This window comes from Paenibacillus sp. LjRoot56, from assembly GCF_964253335.1.
In the GTDB taxonomy this organism is placed as follows: domain Bacteria; phylum Bacillota; class Bacilli; order Paenibacillales; family NBRC-103111; genus Paenibacillus_E; species Paenibacillus_E allorhizoplanae.
The window spans coordinates 2,567,812-2,584,856 of record NZ_CAXURV020000001.1 but is presented as its reverse complement, the minus strand read 5'-3'; the positions used below and the strand labels follow the sequence as shown (position 1 = coordinate 2,584,856).

At 46.2% G+C, this 17,045-nt stretch carries 15 protein-coding genes; 2 read left to right on the top strand and 13 right to left on the bottom strand.

Annotated features, from left to right (window positions below; translation table 11 throughout):
- Positions 1-104: 104 nt before the first annotated feature.
- The 5 genes from ACSQ8O_RS11505 to ACSQ8O_RS11485 all read right to left on the bottom strand — a co-directional run bounded on the left by ACSQ8O_RS11505 (position 105) and on the right by ACSQ8O_RS11485 (position 4,229).
- Complete coding sequence (locus tag ACSQ8O_RS11505; RefSeq protein WP_057310523.1) at positions 105-383, bottom strand: hypothetical protein; 279 nt, start codon at positions 381-383, stop codon at positions 105-107.
- A 167-nt stretch (positions 384-550) separates the two neighbouring features.
- Positions 551-1,393 (bottom strand): hypothetical protein, encoded by an 843-nt coding sequence (locus ACSQ8O_RS11500; protein WP_436241679.1) that lies wholly within the window; start codon positions 1,391-1,393, stop codon positions 551-553.
- On the bottom strand, positions 1,390-2,409 hold the full coding sequence (locus ACSQ8O_RS11495) for a hypothetical protein (protein ID WP_436241678.1): 1,020 nt from the start codon (positions 2,407-2,409) through the stop codon (positions 1,390-1,392). The genes ACSQ8O_RS11500 and ACSQ8O_RS11495 overlap by 4 nt, the downstream gene beginning before the upstream one ends.
- A gap of 13 nt (positions 2,410-2,422) precedes the next feature.
- Complete coding sequence (locus ACSQ8O_RS11490; protein WP_436241677.1) at positions 2,423-3,184, bottom strand: DUF975 family protein; 762 nt, start codon at positions 3,182-3,184, stop codon at positions 2,423-2,425.
- A gap of 142 nt (positions 3,185-3,326) precedes the next feature.
- Positions 3,327-4,229: an ArsR/SmtB family transcription factor gene (locus ACSQ8O_RS11485; RefSeq protein ID WP_436241676.1), complete on the bottom strand. Its 903-nt coding sequence runs from the start codon at positions 4,227-4,229 to the stop codon at positions 3,327-3,329.
- Positions 4,230-4,375: 146 nt separating this feature from the next.
- On the opposite strand from ACSQ8O_RS11485, the gene arfA reads away from it, so the two are divergent.
- Both arfA and ACSQ8O_RS11475 read left to right on the top strand, forming a co-directional pair.
- Positions 4,376-5,887: an arabinosylfuranosidase ArfA gene (gene arfA, locus ACSQ8O_RS11480; RefSeq protein WP_436241675.1), complete on the top strand. Its 1,512-nt coding sequence runs from the start codon at positions 4,376-4,378 to the stop codon at positions 5,885-5,887.
- A 147-nt stretch (positions 5,888-6,034) separates the two neighbouring features.
- A complete protein-coding gene (locus ACSQ8O_RS11475; protein ID WP_436241674.1) occupies positions 6,035-7,651 on the top strand; it encodes a glycoside hydrolase family 26 protein in 1,617 nt (538 codons plus the stop codon).
- Here ACSQ8O_RS11475 and ACSQ8O_RS11470 read toward each other — a convergent pair.
- From ACSQ8O_RS11470 to gabT, 8 genes are all read right to left on the bottom strand, one after another.
- A complete protein-coding gene (locus tag ACSQ8O_RS11470; protein ID WP_436241673.1) occupies positions 7,648-8,118 on the bottom strand; it encodes a type II toxin-antitoxin system VapC family toxin in 471 nt (156 codons plus the stop codon). The two genes, ACSQ8O_RS11475 and ACSQ8O_RS11470, sit on opposite strands and share 4 nt — an antisense overlap.
- A 13-nt stretch (positions 8,119-8,131) precedes the next feature.
- Positions 8,132-8,434, bottom strand: coding sequence for a hypothetical protein (locus ACSQ8O_RS11465; protein WP_436241672.1), 303 nt, complete (start codon positions 8,432-8,434; stop codon positions 8,132-8,134).
- 156 nt (positions 8,435-8,590) lie between these two features.
- Positions 8,591-9,361: an arylamine N-acetyltransferase family protein gene (locus ACSQ8O_RS11460; RefSeq protein WP_436241671.1), complete on the bottom strand. Its 771-nt coding sequence runs from the start codon at positions 9,359-9,361 to the stop codon at positions 8,591-8,593.
- 57 nt (positions 9,362-9,418) lie between these two features.
- Positions 9,419-10,711, bottom strand: a complete 1,293-nt coding sequence (murA, locus tag ACSQ8O_RS11455) for a UDP-N-acetylglucosamine 1-carboxyvinyltransferase (RefSeq protein WP_436241669.1) — start codon at positions 10,709-10,711, stop codon at positions 9,419-9,421.
- A gap of 19 nt (positions 10,712-10,730) precedes the next feature.
- Entirely contained in the window at positions 10,731-11,369 is a 639-nt protein-coding gene (locus ACSQ8O_RS11450) for an FHA domain-containing protein (protein WP_436241668.1), read from the bottom strand.
- Between the two features lie 195 nt (positions 11,370-11,564).
- Positions 11,565-13,997 carry an RNA polymerase recycling motor HelD gene (gene helD / locus ACSQ8O_RS11445; protein WP_436241996.1) on the bottom strand — a complete coding sequence of 811 codons (2,433 nt, stop codon included), beginning with the start codon at positions 13,995-13,997 and terminating at the stop codon, positions 11,565-11,567.
- Positions 13,998-14,247: 250 nt separating this feature from the next.
- Positions 14,248-15,672 carry an aldehyde dehydrogenase family protein gene (locus ACSQ8O_RS11440; RefSeq protein WP_436241666.1) on the bottom strand — a complete coding sequence of 475 codons (1,425 nt, stop codon included), beginning with the start codon at positions 15,670-15,672 and terminating at the stop codon, positions 14,248-14,250.
- Between the two features lie 8 nt (positions 15,673-15,680).
- On the bottom strand, positions 15,681-17,036 hold the full coding sequence (gabT, locus tag ACSQ8O_RS11435; protein WP_436241665.1) for a 4-aminobutyrate--2-oxoglutarate transaminase: 1,356 nt from the start codon (positions 17,034-17,036) through the stop codon (positions 15,681-15,683).
- Positions 17,037-17,045 lie beyond the last annotated feature (9 nt).

Below are 17,045 nucleotides of genomic sequence, written 5' to 3'. Positions count from 1 at the left end.
TTTGGCGTGGTTAGCTGTGTAAGCAGATGTGGCATCTATTCCGCCCAAAAATTAAAAAGACCCCCACATAGATCGACTCTACGTGAGGGTCCTTAGATCATAAATTAGTCGATGTAACCGGCCATGCCATTTTTCATTAAGTACTCCATCTCGGCCTCTAGAATGGTATCCACCGCAAGCTCACTTAGCTTCACGTCGGGACGGCCTAGAATATGATCGATCAAATCATCGCTGTCGATATCTACAGCGCCTTTCGAGCCTTGTTCCGCTTTGGCGATGTAGGCTTTCTCATGTTTTAAAACTAACTCAATCTGTTTCGGATCTGCCTTCGTTTTGCTGATGATGAATTGTAAAAGCTCCTGCTCATTCACGCCTGCAGTCATTCTTCTCTCACTCCTATTCGATGTATGCAATCTATTGTACCATAGATGGACAAAAAGAGACCCACAGCAACGGGCTGCGGGCCTAAAGGTTTATATTTTAAAAGGGGGTCGTCTTTTATTATAACCGACTAACATGTATGGCAGATGACTACTATATTTCTTTTATATTACAAATTTACATGAATTACGTAAGGGACGATGAATACTTCGTTATTTTGCTGAAACTGGCCCCAAATTTTGTAGATCCCTTTCGAAGGAAATACAATCTTGAACGCCGCGGTTGGCCCTGAAGTCGCTGCTGGATCCGTCGGATGTACATGGACAAAATCGTTCCCATCCTCACTAATGGCAACAACATGCCCAACACTTCCAAGATATGGTTGCAGATTCGTTACAGGTGTTTTGGCAGCTCCCTGCTTAAACGTAAACACCATGTCCAGTTCCATGCCTGCCATGAGATGATCGAAGGCTAGGGTGACTTCCTTGTCACCGACCTGCTTCGTTAAGCTTTTGTCCGGCTGCAGCTTCACAGCCTTCGGCGCCTTCCCGTTAATGGTCAACCAATGGGACTGCACACTTTCCCCTAAACCCGTTGGCGTGAAATCAGCAATAAGCTGATAGTAACCTCCAGTTGGGAAGGACGTTTGGACATCGAATCGCCCAGCGCCAGCATAGGTGGGATGCAAGTGTTCGAAGTAGGACAAATCCTTGCTAACCACAATAAGGTGCATGAGCTTCTCGTGTATCACATCGAACTTCTCGATGGGGCGATTCCATTTATTTTGAACCAGAATTGTGATGTTCGATAATTCTTTCGGTAAAAAGTTCGGTGAATCCACCGAAAAATGAGCAATTGCATCGCTCGTATGTTGATGTGTAACGGATGACGATGACATTGTCATACCCGACATGCCAGACATATCGGACATATCAATTGTTGTGGTGGCTGATGAACCGCAAGCGGATAGGAGTACAACTATACAAATTAAGGGCAATAGCTTTAATCTCATTGGCTTTTGACGGATGAAACCGGCCCTGCAAGAATGCTTAAACCAAGTGAGGACAATGCACATAGGAAGATCGAGCCACCCCAGAGCTCCGGAGACCAGTTCAACGTTTCAAATAATTTCAAATGTGCGAAATATAGCCCCCAGATCAAGACAGGCAGTACAAAGAAGACAGCTTTATACCGCCAATCTGCAGTGTCCCGCTCCTTGATTTCTCGAAATAATACATCACCGATCACACCGCTGATAAGCAAAATGATAATCGAGCTAGAGTCTCTAAATCCGTCCAGCACCGCCAGGAAGATCGACTCAAATAGAAAGAAGAACGTAACCGTACCGAACGGGAGTTTCCATCTTCGCAATACAAACATCAAAGGAATCACAAGAATCATCGTCGTAATGAGGAAATCCACTACAGCTCTTCCTATGGCATCCTCACCTCTGGCCATCCATAGATTCTGCCGAAAGGACCATGCGTACATAAGGAAGAAGGCGAACACCGTAAAGGTTAGTCCTATCGAAGTTAACGCTGGTAACAATTGGCGAAACGTCGGTGCAGTCCCCTTTTCAGCAGCGCTGATCGCACGGTAGGGACTTGTCAGAATCATTAAAGCACCAGACAGGAGCAGAAGATGCGTAGGACTAAGTAGGGCTTCGATATTTTTTTCAATACCAAACACCGTATGCCAGTACATATCACCAAGCCCACCTACAAAGAAGAGAATGACACCAGCAACACCAAGTTTGTAACCGACGGGAATCGCTGTGAGCCAAGAGGTTGATTGACTGCTGATTTTGTTCGAACGAATCATCATAAAGATCCACACCGCACAAGCCAAATAGCCAGAGTAAAGAATCGCGTGCCACGGTGTAAAAAAAGTTTCTACCGCACCGTGATTATGGGCGAAGCCATCAATAAATAAACCAATGATAAGCCACATGCCCATGATCATCGTGATTGAATGCTTGGACGTAGTCGTGGTTGCTCGCGCCTTACTCACCTCTACTTGGACAGACACAACGATCAGCTCCTTATGAAATGGGTAAATTTAATTCTTCAGGGGTACTCAGTCCATCATATAATGCCTGCTTACGCAATACCACATATAACTCTGCTTTCGTAGAATTATAATACGGTAATACGAACAAGACACCTACGCCAAGCGCAATGGTACCGAGGAGAAACCACCCTATAAAAGAGAGATCCAGCACAAACATCCGCCATTTATGGCCTCGCGTCATCTGATTGCTGAGTTGAACGGCTCTTTTCCGACCAATCGTCGGATTATCACCGAGGATATACGGGACCATGCTGTATGCATAGGACTTCACTATACCTGGAATGATGAGCAATAAATACCATAAGAAATTAAGCAAAGCACTCCAAAACATACTAACAACCGTGCCTATATATCTCCCTTTGCCAAATGCGTAAAGCAGATAGTGCATGTCGACATCGCCTTGAGAGGCTTGTTTAAAATATTGCTGCGCATTCACCTTGAACGGGTTCAATACGAAGATACTGAATGCAAGTGCTGCCAAGCCAGCTACAATCGCAACAATCACGATGAAAGCTAGAATCAGTGCACCTACACCATTCGAGATATCTCCCATACCTAGATCTAAGTTACCTAAGTTAAAGGACGATGATGAGCCACTGTTTGAATTCCAATTGCAACTCGGAACCCCGCCACCAACGACGGCAAGCAGTAAGCTTACCAGAAAAGCTTTCCAATACGATGTTCGAAGTACTTGTTTCGCTCTACTCTTCAACTCTTTACGTGACCAATCCACGCAATCCCTCCTCAGGAAATCCATATATACCATCTTATTTTATCTCGGAATGTCATAGAACAGTACCTTTTTCTTCCAACAGAGTCCGTTTATCCACATACAAAAAAAACACGAAACCTTACTTAGTTCCGTGTCACAAACTTCACTCATAATAACATCTCATCCAAATATCTTGCTCGTAATTCCCGAAGCCTTTGCCAAAAAGTGTTAATCCACCGCGCCCACGTTTCGTATCCTCCGCACTAATTCGAAATACCCAGTACTTCGGATCAATCCGCAGATCCGTGATGCTGATATCTGAAAGACGTTGTCCATCCATATACGTGCCGCTTTCCGTGATGCGAAGAACCTTCAGCAGCCCGTACTGATTCACGTCCGAATGCCACCACTCTGGCGTCAGCTTCCCCCTCGTTTCCCCATAATCGCCTGGACTAGTCCATGTGCCAAGCAACGTATCATTTAGCGTAAAACGAATATCAGAGGGCCAGTTTTCATTCACTTGAGGAGCTTCCGATCCAATTTCCAGCGAAATTTCGATCTCCTTTAAACTGTCATCTTTTAACAAGTAATTGGGCACTTTATACTCGACAAACCCCTTTGCAAACCAAAGAATGCCTGCATCTACCCTTTCTGGATCCATGAAATAGGTCGGATTATCATAGTGGCCAATCACCTTCTCTGAAGTTGCCAGTCCACACGTCGGCCATGCTTCATAATCAGTGTAATGACCAATAGGGACGGATACTTCCTTACATTTGTGCAAGGAGGTTCTTTCTGGCGAGAGCTTGATTTGCAAATAGGACGTGTTCACATAGCAATACTTGTAGGTACCACCGTTAACTCGCCTCATCTTACTCCCTACGAGTCCGGCTTGTTCGAGTTTGTTCACATGGCTGCTGACAATCGCATTACTGAGATAGAGCTCGGCAGCAAGTTCCTTAATATGCATTTCCTTGATAAATAGTTTATCTATGATTTTCAGGCGAACTTCACTCGCCAATGCTTCATACACCTGAAGCGACGCAGCATCCGTCTTAAGATACATCAGACCACACCCTTTAGAATACGCAATTTTATTAATCCTACAAAATAACTATTGAAGATCAACTCCATTATCGTCCATAATAAAAATGAAATCAATAAATAAGAATTCACAAATAAGCTAATTCTTAATATAAGGAGCGATCGATCATGTCTTTACGTTCACAAATGCTCATCGACAAAAGTTTTGTTAAAGCTCAAATTGACCCTCGTCTATATGGATCCTTTATCGAACACTTGGGACGGGCTGTTTATGGTGGTATTTACGAACCAGATCACCCTACTGCAGATGCGAATGGCTTCCGACAAGATGCGATTGAAGCTATCCGCACGCTGCAAGTTCCGATTATTCGCTATCCAGGTGGCAACTTTGTTTCTGGTTATAATTGGGAGGATGGCGTTGGCCCTAAGAAAGACCGTAAGCGATTGCTAGAACTAGCGTGGTGGACAACGGAGACCAATGAAGTTGGTACGAATGAATTCGCGGATTGGGCGAAATTAGTTGGTTCAGAGGTTATGATGGCGGTTAATCTCGGCACACGCGGCATTGACGATGCCAGAAATCTGATCGAGTACTGTAATCACCCTTCTGGCTCTTACTATAGTGATCTACGTATTTCACATGGCTATAAGGAACCTCATCGCTTCAAAACCTGGTGCCTCGGCAACGAAATGGATGGGCCTTGGCAGATCGGCACCAAGACAGCTGTTGAGTATGGTCGCCTCGCGAATGAAACGGCAAAAGTGATGCGTTGGGTAGATCCTACCATCGAGTTAGTGGCTTGTGGCAGCTCATCAAGCGGTATGAGTACTTTTGCAGATTGGGAAGCTACCGTGCTGGATTTGAGTTATGACAATGTTGACTATCTGTCGCTGCATGCCTATTACAATAATAATAACAACGATACGTCCAATTTCCTTGCCACATCACTGAATTTAGATCAGTTCATCAGCAGTGTCGCAGCCATTTGTGATTATGTGAAAGCCAAGAAGCGCAGTAAGAAAAAGCTAATGCTCTCCTTAGATGAATGGAATGTCTGGCATACGGTTGGGACAAGTCGCGCAGAAGAGCGTTGGCAGATTGCTCCACCCGAATTTGAAGATGTGTATACCCATGAGGATGCACTAGCCGTTGGCTGTTTCCTTATTACGTTACTCAAGCATGCTGATCGTGTCAAAATGGCTTGCATGGCGCAATTGATTAACGTTATCGCACCGATTACGACAGAAACTGGTGGTCCGCTGTGGCTGCAAACGACTTACTATCCATTCCTTCATGCTTCCATTTATGGCCGAGGAACTGTCCTTCATACCATCAATTCTTCACCCAAATATGATTCCAAAGATTATACAGATGTCCCTTATCTGGAATCGATTTGCGTGTACGACGAGGAGCAAGGTCATATTACGGTCTTTGCGGTCAATCGCCATCTCTCAGAAGCTATGGAATTGGATCTCGACATCCGCAGCTTCGGCGAAGTTAGCTTGATCGAGCACATCGTGCTGGAACACGAAGATCTGAAAGCGGTAAATACAAAAGCTAACCCACAACATGTTAAGCCACATCATGGCGGTTTATCCGTTTTAGACAATGGACACGTCAAAAGCAACCTTGCCAAAGCATCTTGGAATGTTATTCGCCTTCAGACCAAACAAGGATAAGCTATTGATAGACACCATAAACGAGGGATTCCCATTTACCATGTATGTGGTGGGGGATCCCTCGTTTTCATCTTATGTGCGCCATTGACCGCCTCTCAGGTTAGGGCATACAATTAAGAGGAATCCCCTTTGAGAGGAACTTCTATCATGCAAAATAAAGTTGTCTGGGTGCTTACAGCCATTCTCGGCTTAGCGAGCTGTATCGCGTTTCCCTTACTTATCATGAAGACTGATGGCAATTCGTACGAGCAAAGTTCGCTTGATGCAATTGCCAAGCTGGATAATCCGCCTGCCGCTGTCCCTTCTTCAAGACCTAAGCAGCCAGATATCTTAACGTATTGGGTTAACCAAGAGAAGAAATCCGAGCAAGCAGGACTTACAGAGTCAGCAGCAGCCTATCGCAACAGGATCGATCTATACGCGGCTGGACTTCCAACGCTACCTTTATTTACGCCTAATAAGCCTAATATCCAGACACCCTCAACCAATATGGAACTCTATCTCCGCGTTCCTATATCCGTTCAACCCCTTAAACCAACTGAATTTGCTATCCCCGCAACTTCCGCGCTAGCCAAACATGAGCCTGCATCGGGGGTTTATATCGGCATGCTCGGGGCAGATCGCAGAGTCGGCTACGATGTTACAAAGATTGAAGACGTCTACGGCCGCAAGCACGCGCTGTATTTGTCTTATGTTGGGTGGCGCAAGGTGCAGACCGATACCAACACTTATTTCCCCGCGCGTACTGCCGAAAGAGTGAAGGAACTTGACGGCGCACTCCAGATTGGATGGGAGCCGCGTTTCGGCTTAAACGATGTGCAGGATGATGAATATGTTCGTCGTTTCGCACGCGAAGCCAAAGCCTCCGGCATCCCCATTTTCCTGCGTTATGCTTCAGAGATGAACGGAGCTTGGGTGCCATGGCATGGAGAGCCCCAACTATATATTGAGAAGTTCCGTCTTATTCACGATATTATGGCCGAAGAAGCGCCTAATGTCGCCATGGTGTGGTCACCTAACTTCTGGCCGCCTGATACGATCGATAGCTACTATCCAGGTGACGCCTACGTGGATTGGGTTGGTTTCTCGTTATATAGCACCCCTTATTCAGCAGAAAAAGAGCAGCTAAAGGGTACCATGATCGATACCTTCGCTCCTCTCTATAAACGATATAGCCATAAACCTATTATGATTTCTGAAGGTGCTGTTGCTCATACGTATTTGCCGACTAACCAAGCTTATTGGAGTTGGGCAGAAAGCCAATTGGGTTACATGTATGGTCTACTTCCGCGATTATTTCCTCAAGTTAAAGCCATCACCTACTTTAATTTCAGCAAAGCTCAGGCGATTCGAACGAACGGGAATTATGTCTACGACATCGGGGAAAATCCATTTATGGACGGCTATTATCAACGGCTGATCGCATCCGATTGGTTTCTAAGTAAGGTAGAGCCAGGGGTAGATCCCATTCAATACCGCTATACACCAGTCTTAGACCGTTCTCTTCCTACGGGTCAACAGACCGTCCTTGTCTATCCCAAGCTTACGAATGAAGAGGGTAAACCACCTTTTGCAATCGCTATTTACCAAGGCACTCAATTCCTTGGCGTCAGTTATGAAGCTCCATGGGAAATTGACATTCAAGTGCAATCAGAATCGGCATCAGAACCTTGGTATGTGGTAGCTTACAATGACCAAATGGAAGTGACTGCTGTCCATACAATCGTTGGGCCTGTCACGGGTGCAAATTCCGTTACACCTTAGCTTCCAAAGTGATAGGATGGAATAATGCGAATATCTTTATCCAAATTAGCAAGCATCATGAAATTACGATTGAATGTAAAAATGCGTTTCACCTGGTAGTACGACATGGTCACAGCCGTAAGGGCTTCGCTAAGCGAGAAGCGGAGCTCTGGCCTGTCCATTAACAATCTGCGCGATTCCCCCTCAAATTCAGGGCCGCTTGAGATAACCGCCAATTTACCTTTACTTACTGCTTTTTCAATCGCCTTCAGAAAATATTCTGCCTGCTCATAGCTGTATTCATTACGAAGCCATTCGTGGAGATCGAATACGATGGAATTCGTCGTTATGTAATTACGTTCAAGATCATGCAAATCTAGAAACATGGAACGTGCTTTGATATATCTTGGGTCCTCAGGATTCATTAAAGCGGCTAGAGCTGTTTCATCTAGAAAAATGGCATCCTGAATATGCAATTGATTATCCATAGATCAGACCTCCTTAATCCTCTTGTTTGCAAATGCCATCTAAATACAGCAGCGGATTTGCTTCTTTTTGATCCACAGAGATGGGAGTTAATTCGTATGAGGCGCTTGCCAGATATTGAGCAATAAGTCCATTGACGATTGCTTGTACGGTCGTATGCTGCAGATCGGCAATTTCTTTCAGCTGATCAACATGTCGTGGGTCGAGATCTATCATGTCTTCATCTTGTTCCACATTTCTTGAAGAAATGAACTCGGATGCGGTAGACTTCGCTTTTTCGAATTGATTATGAATGAAGCGTTTGTAATTGTTCGCCATCGTGATTCACTCCTTATGCAATAACTTGTATACAATTCGTCGAATTTCGTCGATTTCAGGGGGTGCTTAAGTAGTCAATAATGAGCCACACTTCTCCCTGATAGTTGAAAAAGGCAACTAAACCACGAGGTCCGCTGCCTTCACACATGCTTCTATTTAGTTAAGACGAATGCCAAAATATGTGAATAAAGCTTCTTTATACGCTTCATCTGTCTGTGGGGTATAGGTTTTTAAGTCAGTAGCACTGAAAATACGGAACTCCTTGTCAGCAAGCGTATGTCTTCCCTCTGACGTGCGTATCGCAACGATCGGATACTTGTTGAAAATCGAATCTGGGGCTTTTTCACACCAGAAACTGGCGAATAGGTAGTCTTTCGGCAGTTGAGGCTCCTCTGTGAAAGAGTAGATGCGATGCCATGCTTCCTTTTTCTGTTCGCAAAGCACCCAGCCATCCTGGGGATCTCTCTCAAGGCGGTAGCTCTCATCGCCTTGCTGCTGGACAAGGTCTTCGATGAAAGAAAGAGGTCTGCGGGGGACGATCCCGCCAACTCCAACATCGCAGAGGTAGTGGGCGCCTTCGGCTTCTACCTTCAAGACATGATGACGCCTTTTGGGCGGTAAATTCGGCTCATCACGCCAAAATCTGGCGACCAAATCCGTCACCGTATAGCCAATTTCACGAAGGAGCCAACCGAATAGGGCATTCGTTTCAAAACAATACCCCCCACGCTGGCGTATAACAATCTTCTGATACAGTTCCTGCGGATCAAGAGATAACGCTCTCCCTTCGAGAATATCCAAATTCTCATAGGGAACCGTATGCAGGTGTCGTTCCTGCAGGTCAGCTAATGTCTTTGCACTGCCATCGAGCGAACCACTAAAACCGATGCGATCCAGATACATCTCAATTTGACTGTTTGTATTCATCAGGGGAAGACACCTTCCTTATAGGTGAGTTAATCGTTACTATGTAAAGGATTACTATTACCCTTGCATGTGAATTCGGCTGGAAATCTCTTGCGCGTCCAGTTCACGCATCGAGAGCTTAGCTCCGATGGATCGGAAGCTGCCGATCACGTCCTCATAGCCGCGCTCAATGTGCTCGACGCCTGTTATACACGTGCTGCCCTCAGCCGTGAAACCGGCCATCAACAGACAAATGCCTGCACGAACATCTGTCGCATGCACCCAACCACCTCGCAAGGGGAGTCCGCCGCGAATAAACGCAGATTCTTGGCGAAGCTCTATTTCCGCACCTAGTCGTCTTAACTGTGGAACATGAGCGAACCTTTTCGGATAAACACGGTCGGTAACGATGCTCTTGCCCTCAGCCTGTAAGAGAAGCGCAGTCATAGGTTGCTGTAAATCCGTGGCAAAGCTTGGATACATGCCTGCGCGAATCCGCGTTGCTTTGAGAGCACCAGTCCCATAAGCAGTAATACTGTTTTCTCCGCATTCCACATGCAGTCCGATTTCCTCTAGCTTAGCTAGACAGGAGCCAAGATGCTCTGGAATGACATCCTTAACGGTAACTTGTCCCCCATTGAGCCCCGCCGCCATCAGGAAAGCTCCAGCGATCAACCTGTCTGGAATTACCGTGTGGATGCCCCCATTCAAGTAAGGGACACCTTCAATACGAATACGATCCGTGCCGGCTCCATAAATTCGTGCCCCTAGTTGATTCAGGAATCTTGCGGTATCGCATACCTCCGGATCCACAGCCGCGTTGTGCAACTGAGTCCGTCCTTTTGCCAACACAGCCATCATCATCGCATTCATCGTCGCCCCAGAGGTAAGGGTATCGAAATAAATGTCTGCCCCCTTCAACTCTGCCGCTTCGACCTCGTAATAATCCTTGTAGAGCCGCACCTGAGCTCCAAGCGCCTGGAACACCTTGATATGCTGATCCATCGGTCTTGAAACAAAATCGTCACCACCAGGCAATCCGATTGTGACTTTGCCGAATTTGGACAGTAAAGCACCTACAAAATAATAAGAAGCTCGGTAGCTCGATGCTTTGCCCGGATCAATGACTGAGCTGTGAATCCAGCGTGGATCAATGATGACTTGTCCGGCATTCTGTGTGAGTTTAAGGCCGATTTCTCGGCCAATTTCCGTAATAAGACGGACATCATCGATATGTGGAATACCCTCTAACGTTACGATATTATCCGCCAGACAAGCAGCTGCGAGTATGGCAAGAGAGCTATTTTTTGCTCCTGGTATGTGTACGGTTCCGTTCAGTGGGCCTGAGTACTCCGCTTGTATATACTTCATGAAGGTATCCCAACTTTCGTTATGACGATTTCAATTCGGATTCGAGCATATAACCGCCGCCGCGTACGGCACTAATGAGAAAGGTGTCTTTTCCGTATTTTTTGCGCACTCGATAGACCAGTGCATTTAGTTCGTCGAGCGTCACATCCGAGTAGCCTTCTGCTCCCGGTGATCGCTCTGGCCATACCTTGGATTTAATTTCCTCAAAAAGAACGAGTCGGTTTGTATGCTCATGCAGCACACGGATCAATAGATATTCTTTCTCCGACATAGGGATTCGCCTGCCCTCCACCACACACTCCCTTTTCTCCCAACTAATTTCTAAAGGGAGTTTGGGGATTTCTAGCTGCATGGTGATGCTGAGCGGTTCAATTTCAAGGGTTTGCTCGGCAAACATATATGAGAAATGGATGACGGTCATCCCTTTGGCAAGCCTAATAATATCAAAATTGTTCAACTGATACGGCGTGTGCGGTGTTAACAATACGCCGTTAAGTTCAGTGCCGTGGCGACTTCCTAAATCATAGAGCACCGCCTTGTCTTGCTCCTTGCGGATGATGATGTGCTTTCGGGAAATAAAAGCGTTCGTAAAAGCCAAATCCGGAGTTAACTCATTGGATACACGGCCGACATTTGTTTCTTCCTGGTTTAAATTCACGCAAGTGCCCGCTCGATAAGGCTCACCGCGCACGACATATAAGCATGCAAAGTTTTCCAGTTGTGTCCCCTCCGTTTGCTCATGCAGCTTACCTCACATCTTGGGAAATAACCCCATCACTTATCGTACCTCAAACTGTAGGTGAATAAAACCCCTACTCACTGACGGATCGCTCATTTTTTAGTAACATTTCCGTTAACCCTCTACCTCATATAAATTCGGATCCAGTGACTGGATAAATGGTGTCCCTTCCCCTGTTGTATAGAGCAGGAGCCGGTGCATCGCGCGCGTGCATGCGGTATAAAATAGCTTACGTTCGCTCTCTCGATTATACACTTGTGATGAGGCATCATAAATCAATACAGCGTCGAACTCGACTCCTTTGGCTAGATAGGCAGGAATGACCATCGTCCCTTTCTCAAAAGTCAACGTATCCTTCGTAATGAGTCTCAGCGTCTCAGAGCCCCGAGACATCAACACTTCATAAGCCTCACGGCTCTCCTCTGCAGTCTTCGTAATAACGGCAATTGATTCAAACCCCTCTGCCCTCAGTTCAGCGAGATGCTCTATCATTCGTTCAGCTCTCTCTGCACTGCCGCTAACCTTAATGAGGTTGGGCTTCTGGTCACTCCGCTCAAAAGGTACGATTTCTTCGCTAGGCAACAACGCCTTCGTAAACTCCACAATCTCACGGGTGGAGCGGTAGCTTCGAACAAGTCGAATCAGGTTCGTTTCATCTTGGCCATATAGCTTAATCAGTGGCGAATTCACCTCAGACAGATTGGTTGCTTGCGGGAAGATCGCTTGACTGAAATCTCCGAGCACGGTCATGCTGGCGCGGGGAAATAGCTGCTTAAGGAAATAGAATTGGAAGGGTGAATAATCCTGTCCTTCATCGACAAAGAGATGCCGCACATTCGTGTTCCTCCGAGTTCCCTCTACGCATTCTTTCAAGCACAAGAACGGCGCCGCATCCTCATAAAACAGTTCGAGCCTACTCAGCTTTTCCTTCGTTTGCTTGCAAATTTCCGTCCACTGTTCGGGCACCATAGTCTCGTTCGTCATGTTCCGATAAGCTGCCTCATCGCTGAACAACTGATCGTACAACCCGATGATATCTATAAACTTAAATCGTTTTACGTCATTTCTCAATTGCTTATAATGCCCACTCACGATCATCTTCCGAAGCAGCTCTTCGATTTCCTGCATGGCAAAGTCAACATTATGCTCTTCGTCTTGCTCCTTGCCAAGAAACTGTCCATAATCATCCAGAAGCTGCTCATTCATATGAAGGACTACCTCTTCTTCTTGCTGATACTTCTTGAGCAACTCTCTGTAGGCTTCGGCATATTGCTCGTTGTCGAGGTAATCGAGTTCATCTTGAACCCAATGCGCTTTTTGTTCTTTACGCTCGAGCGTTGTCAGCCTTTTCAGGATCCATTCCTGTAAAAGAGCGACTCGATTAGCCAGACGGATGGTATTGTCATAGCTATAAAATTGCAACTGGATCTCCTCCGCGGTAATTAATTCACGATCCTGGAAATGGATGCCGCGGAATAACATGCCTTCTTTCCCCAGCCATACCGCGTATTGCTGCAGGGCATGGAGAAAAACCTCAGATGCTTTATAGTGAATCCCACTTCGTCGTGCTTCACACTCGGGAGAAGATGATGATGTCAGTATATATTCAATCTGATCGAACGGGCTCTCTAGCTGTAACGTGGATCCAAGCCAATACACGAGATATTCTTGAATAGTCGTCTGCTGCATATTCTCCTCACCGAGCTCGGGAAGAACCGTTGATACATAACTGTTGAACATTGGATTCGGGGAAAAAAGTACAATTTGGTCCGCTTTAAGTTTATCGCGGTGCTTATATAATAAGTAGGCTGCACGTTGCAAAGCGGCTGACGTCTTGCCACTGCCGGCGGCTCCTTGCACAATGAGCATTCGAGTCTTATCGTTGCGAATGATGGCATTTTGCTCCTTTTGAATGGTCGCCACAATGCTCTTCATTTGTGAATTTGCACCTTGGGCAAGCACTTCCTGGAGCAATTCATCGCCAATGGTAACACTCGTGTCGAACACACGCTTTAACTGACCATCGCCGATGTGATATTGCCGTTTCAGCGTCATTTCTCCCTCAACGCGTCCCCCTGGCGTTTCATAAGCCGAAGCTCCTGGGGAATAGTCGTAGTACATACTTGCAATCGGTGTTCGCCAGTCATACACTAGGAAGCTTAAACCGTCCACATCAACGAAAGACGAAACGCCAATATAAATGTGCTCGCTGAAGCTAATACCATCTTCTTGAAAATCAATCCGCCCAAAATAAGGCGACGGCAGTAAACGCTTCATACTCTTCAACCGTTGCATCCGCTGCTGGTGACTGCGCTCCCGTTCCGATAACAACGCTTCTTGCTGTCTAATACTATAAAATGCCTCTTCGAAATCTTCATGCGTGCTCGTGTTGATCGACACTTCTTCCCAAAACCGCTTGCGGAAGTCCGTTACCTGATCCCGCAACCCGACTACCTCTGGTTCAATTTCGACAATTGCAGATCGTAATTTTTCAGTAACCATATCTAAACGCTCTTGTTCTTGCTGCCATTCGTTCACCTTGATCATCTTCACGAACACGCTCCTTTTGGGTCTTGTGTGAAAAAAACAAAATAATGTTTGACAACCAGCCGTTCTTCATGCTAAAATTTAATTAAAGATAAAATGTAATAACTATGTCTTACATTTAAATCAACAGACAATAGTCTTTGTATTCTAACATAAAGCTTCCTTGTGTGTAAATACATATTTAGTAAGAAGAACCGGCATTTCTGCCGGTTCTTCTTTTTTTCCACCTAACTCCTTTGTTCATCCACGCCTATAATTTGATTGAAATGAACTTCAGCTCCGTCAATTCCTCAACCGCATATCGGATACCTTCCCGTCCGAATCCACTTTCCTTCACACCGCCATAAGGCATGTTATCCACACGGAATGTAGGGAAATCATTAATCATGACGCCGCCTACTTCCAACTGCTCAGCAGCACGCATCGCGGCACGGATGTCATTCGTATAGATGCCAGCTTGTAGTCCATAGCGAGAATGATTTACATCCTTTATGGCTTGATCCAGCGAGGTGAAAGAGGAAACCGTAACAATTGGTCCGAACACCTCTTCACAGGAAATAGGTTCATCAGCAGCTACATGCGTCAAAATGGTCGGTGGATATAGCCGAGAATTCAACTCTTTGCCGCCGGTGATCACAACGGCTCCTTTGGAGACTGCACTGTCTACCCAATTCTGCATCCGACGGACTTCTTTCTCACTAATCAGCGCCGATACATCCGTTGACTCTTCCAGCGGGTCACCAATTACCAATTTCTCCACTTGCGCTTTGAATCTATTCATAAAATCATCATGATGCTGCTCATGGACAAAAATCCGTTGAATGGAAATACATACTTGACCACTATATGAAAATGCACCGAGCACACAGCGACTGATTAACTCATCTGTAATCTCGTAGGCTTTGTCTATCAGTAAAGCTGAATTCGAACCTAACTCTAAGGTAACTCGCTTTAAACCGGCTTTGTTTTTCATAGCAATCCCGACGGCAGGACTACCTGTGAAGGTAACAGCCTTCACCCGTGGATCGCTCACGAGCTTCTCTCCCACAACCGCACCAGGTCCAGGTATAACATTCAGTGCCCCCTTCGGAAGTCCCGCTTCTTGGAAAATCTCAGCAAGTATCAAGGAAGAGAGTGGCGTTTGCCCTGCGGGTTTGAGTACTATCGTGTTCCCCGCCGCAATCGCAGGGCCGACTTTATGCGCTACCAAATTAAAGGGGAAGTTAAATGGCGTTATCGCCGCGATCACACCCAGCGGTTTGCGCAGCGTAAAGGCTATGCGTCCCTCTCCGCCAGGAGCTGCATCCAGAGGTACCGTTTCACCATGGATTCGACTTGCTTCCATCGCCGCGAATTTATACGTTTGAATCGTCCGAGCGAGTTCGCCTCGTGCGGTCTTGAGCGGCTTAGCTGCTTCCATAGCCACAAGATGGGAGAGCTCCTCTTTCCGTTTTTCTATTATTTCAGCGACTTTATTCAAAATAGTCGTACGTTCGTGCGCAGGCATCTGGGCCATGACCGGTGCAGCTGCTTGCGCAGCTTGGATGGCTTCATCCGTTTCTGCTTCATTCGCATACCCCACGTCTGCAATCCATTCACCTGAAAAAGGTGAGTAAAGTGCTTCATAACGAGCAGCTTCTTTCCATTGTCCGTTAATAAACAAATGCCTTATCATCTGCACTCCTACTTTCTATCTTGGGCATATTGGTCACGAATAACATGTTGGATGATATCAAGGCCTTCAGCAAGTTCTTCATCCGTAATTACGAGTGGAGTCAGAAAACGAATCACATTACTGTGCACCCCAGCGCTTAATAGGATGACCCCTGCTTCATAGCAGCCTTTTTGAATCGCAGCTGTATTCGCTTTATCAGGTTCTTTCGTATCGGGATGTACGAATTCGATTGCACACATCGCACCTAATCCTCGCACCTCGGCAATATGCGGGATTTTCTTCTGTAAGTCCGTAAAGAATCCACGGATCGTCTCACCGATAACACGTGATCGTTCTACGAGATTCTCGCGTTCCATCTTCTCGATAACCGCCAAAGCCGCCACACATCCCAGTGGACTTCCACCATAGGTCCCACCGATTTCGCCAGGTGCAGGTGCATCCATAATCTCCGAACGTCCCGTAACTGCCGATATCGGCAAGCCTGCCGCAATGGATTTGGACATCGTCATCAAATCGGGCTCAATCCCAAAATGTGTCGAAGCGAACATTTCTCCCGTACGTCCGAAACCTGTTTGAATTTCATCGGCAATAAACAGAATTTGTTTACTTTTGCAAATCTCATATATACCTTGAACAAATTCCTTTGGAGGAACGATGAAGCCACCTTCACCTTGGATCGGCTCCATGATGACCGCTGCTAACTCCTCCGGTGCAACCTCGGTAAGGAGGAAATCCTGAAATTGCTGAACACAATAAAGCGCATAATCTGTCTCCGACATGCTTGGCGGACGATTCAACGGATATGGAAATTGTGCTTTGTAGGTGGCCGGAGCAAACGGACCCATCTGGAACTTATAGGGTCTGACCTTGCTTGTAAGCGACATGCCTAAGAGTGTCCGACCATGAAATCCTCGCGAAAAGGAGACGATACCTGATTTCCCTGTAAATTTCCTAGCAATTTTCACTGCATTTTCAACCGCTTCCGCACCGCTATTCAGAAAGATCGTTTTCTTTGGAAAGCTGCCAGGCGTAATTTGTGCCAATTTCTCAGCTAGCTGTAGATAGGGTTCATACATAGCGACATGAAAGCAAGGATGAATATATTTTTCAAGCTGCTCTTGCACAGCTTTGACAACTTCAGGCGGGCAATGGCCCACATTCAGCGTTCCGATGGCACCGGCAAAGTCAATGAACACATTACCATCCACATCATAAATCAATGCCCCTTCTGCCTTTTCAACAAAAATGGGTGTATTGTTGCCAACACCTCTGGGTACGAATGCTTGTCTTTTATCCATGAGTTCTTGGGTGCGGCCGCCCTGTAACTTGGAGGGTACTGAAGCAAATTTACGTGCGATTTGCATGTTCATCTT

Bases quoted from the DNA above. Each gene is read 5' to 3' on its own strand.
- murA (WP_436241669.1), bottom strand. From the start codon at position 10,711: ATGAAGTATATACAAGCGGAGTACTCAGGCCCACTGAACGGAACCGTA.
- ACSQ8O_RS11475 (WP_436241674.1), top strand. From the start codon at position 6,035: ATGCAAAATAAAGTTGTCTGGGTGCTTACAGCCATTCTCGGCTTAGCG.
- gabT (WP_436241665.1), bottom strand. From the start codon at position 17,036: ATGCAAATCGCACGTAAATTTGCTTCAGTACCCTCCAAGTTACAGGGC.
- ACSQ8O_RS11465 (WP_436241672.1), bottom strand. From the start codon at position 8,434: ATGGCGAACAATTACAAACGCTTCATTCATAATCAATTCGAAAAAGCG.
- ACSQ8O_RS11505 (WP_057310523.1), bottom strand. From the start codon at position 383: ATGACTGCAGGCGTGAATGAGCAGGAGCTTTTACAATTCATCATCAGC.
- ACSQ8O_RS11470 (WP_436241673.1), bottom strand. From the start codon at position 8,118: ATGGATAATCAATTGCATATTCAGGATGCCATTTTTCTAGATGAAACA.
- helD (WP_436241996.1), bottom strand. From the start codon at position 13,997: ATGATCAAGGTGAACGAATGGCAGCAAGAACAAGAGCGTTTAGATATG.
- ACSQ8O_RS11485 (WP_436241676.1), bottom strand. From the start codon at position 4,229: ATGTATCTTAAGACGGATGCTGCGTCGCTTCAGGTGTATGAAGCATTG.
- arfA (WP_436241675.1), top strand. From the start codon at position 4,376: ATGTCTTTACGTTCACAAATGCTCATCGACAAAAGTTTTGTTAAAGCT.
- ACSQ8O_RS11460 (WP_436241671.1), bottom strand. From the start codon at position 9,361: ATGAATACAAACAGTCAAATTGAGATGTATCTGGATCGCATCGGTTTT.
- ACSQ8O_RS11500 (WP_436241679.1), bottom strand. From the start codon at position 1,393: ATGAGATTAAAGCTATTGCCCTTAATTTGTATAGTTGTACTCCTATCC.
- ACSQ8O_RS11440 (WP_436241666.1), bottom strand. From the start codon at position 15,672: ATGATAAGGCATTTGTTTATTAACGGACAATGGAAAGAAGCTGCTCGT.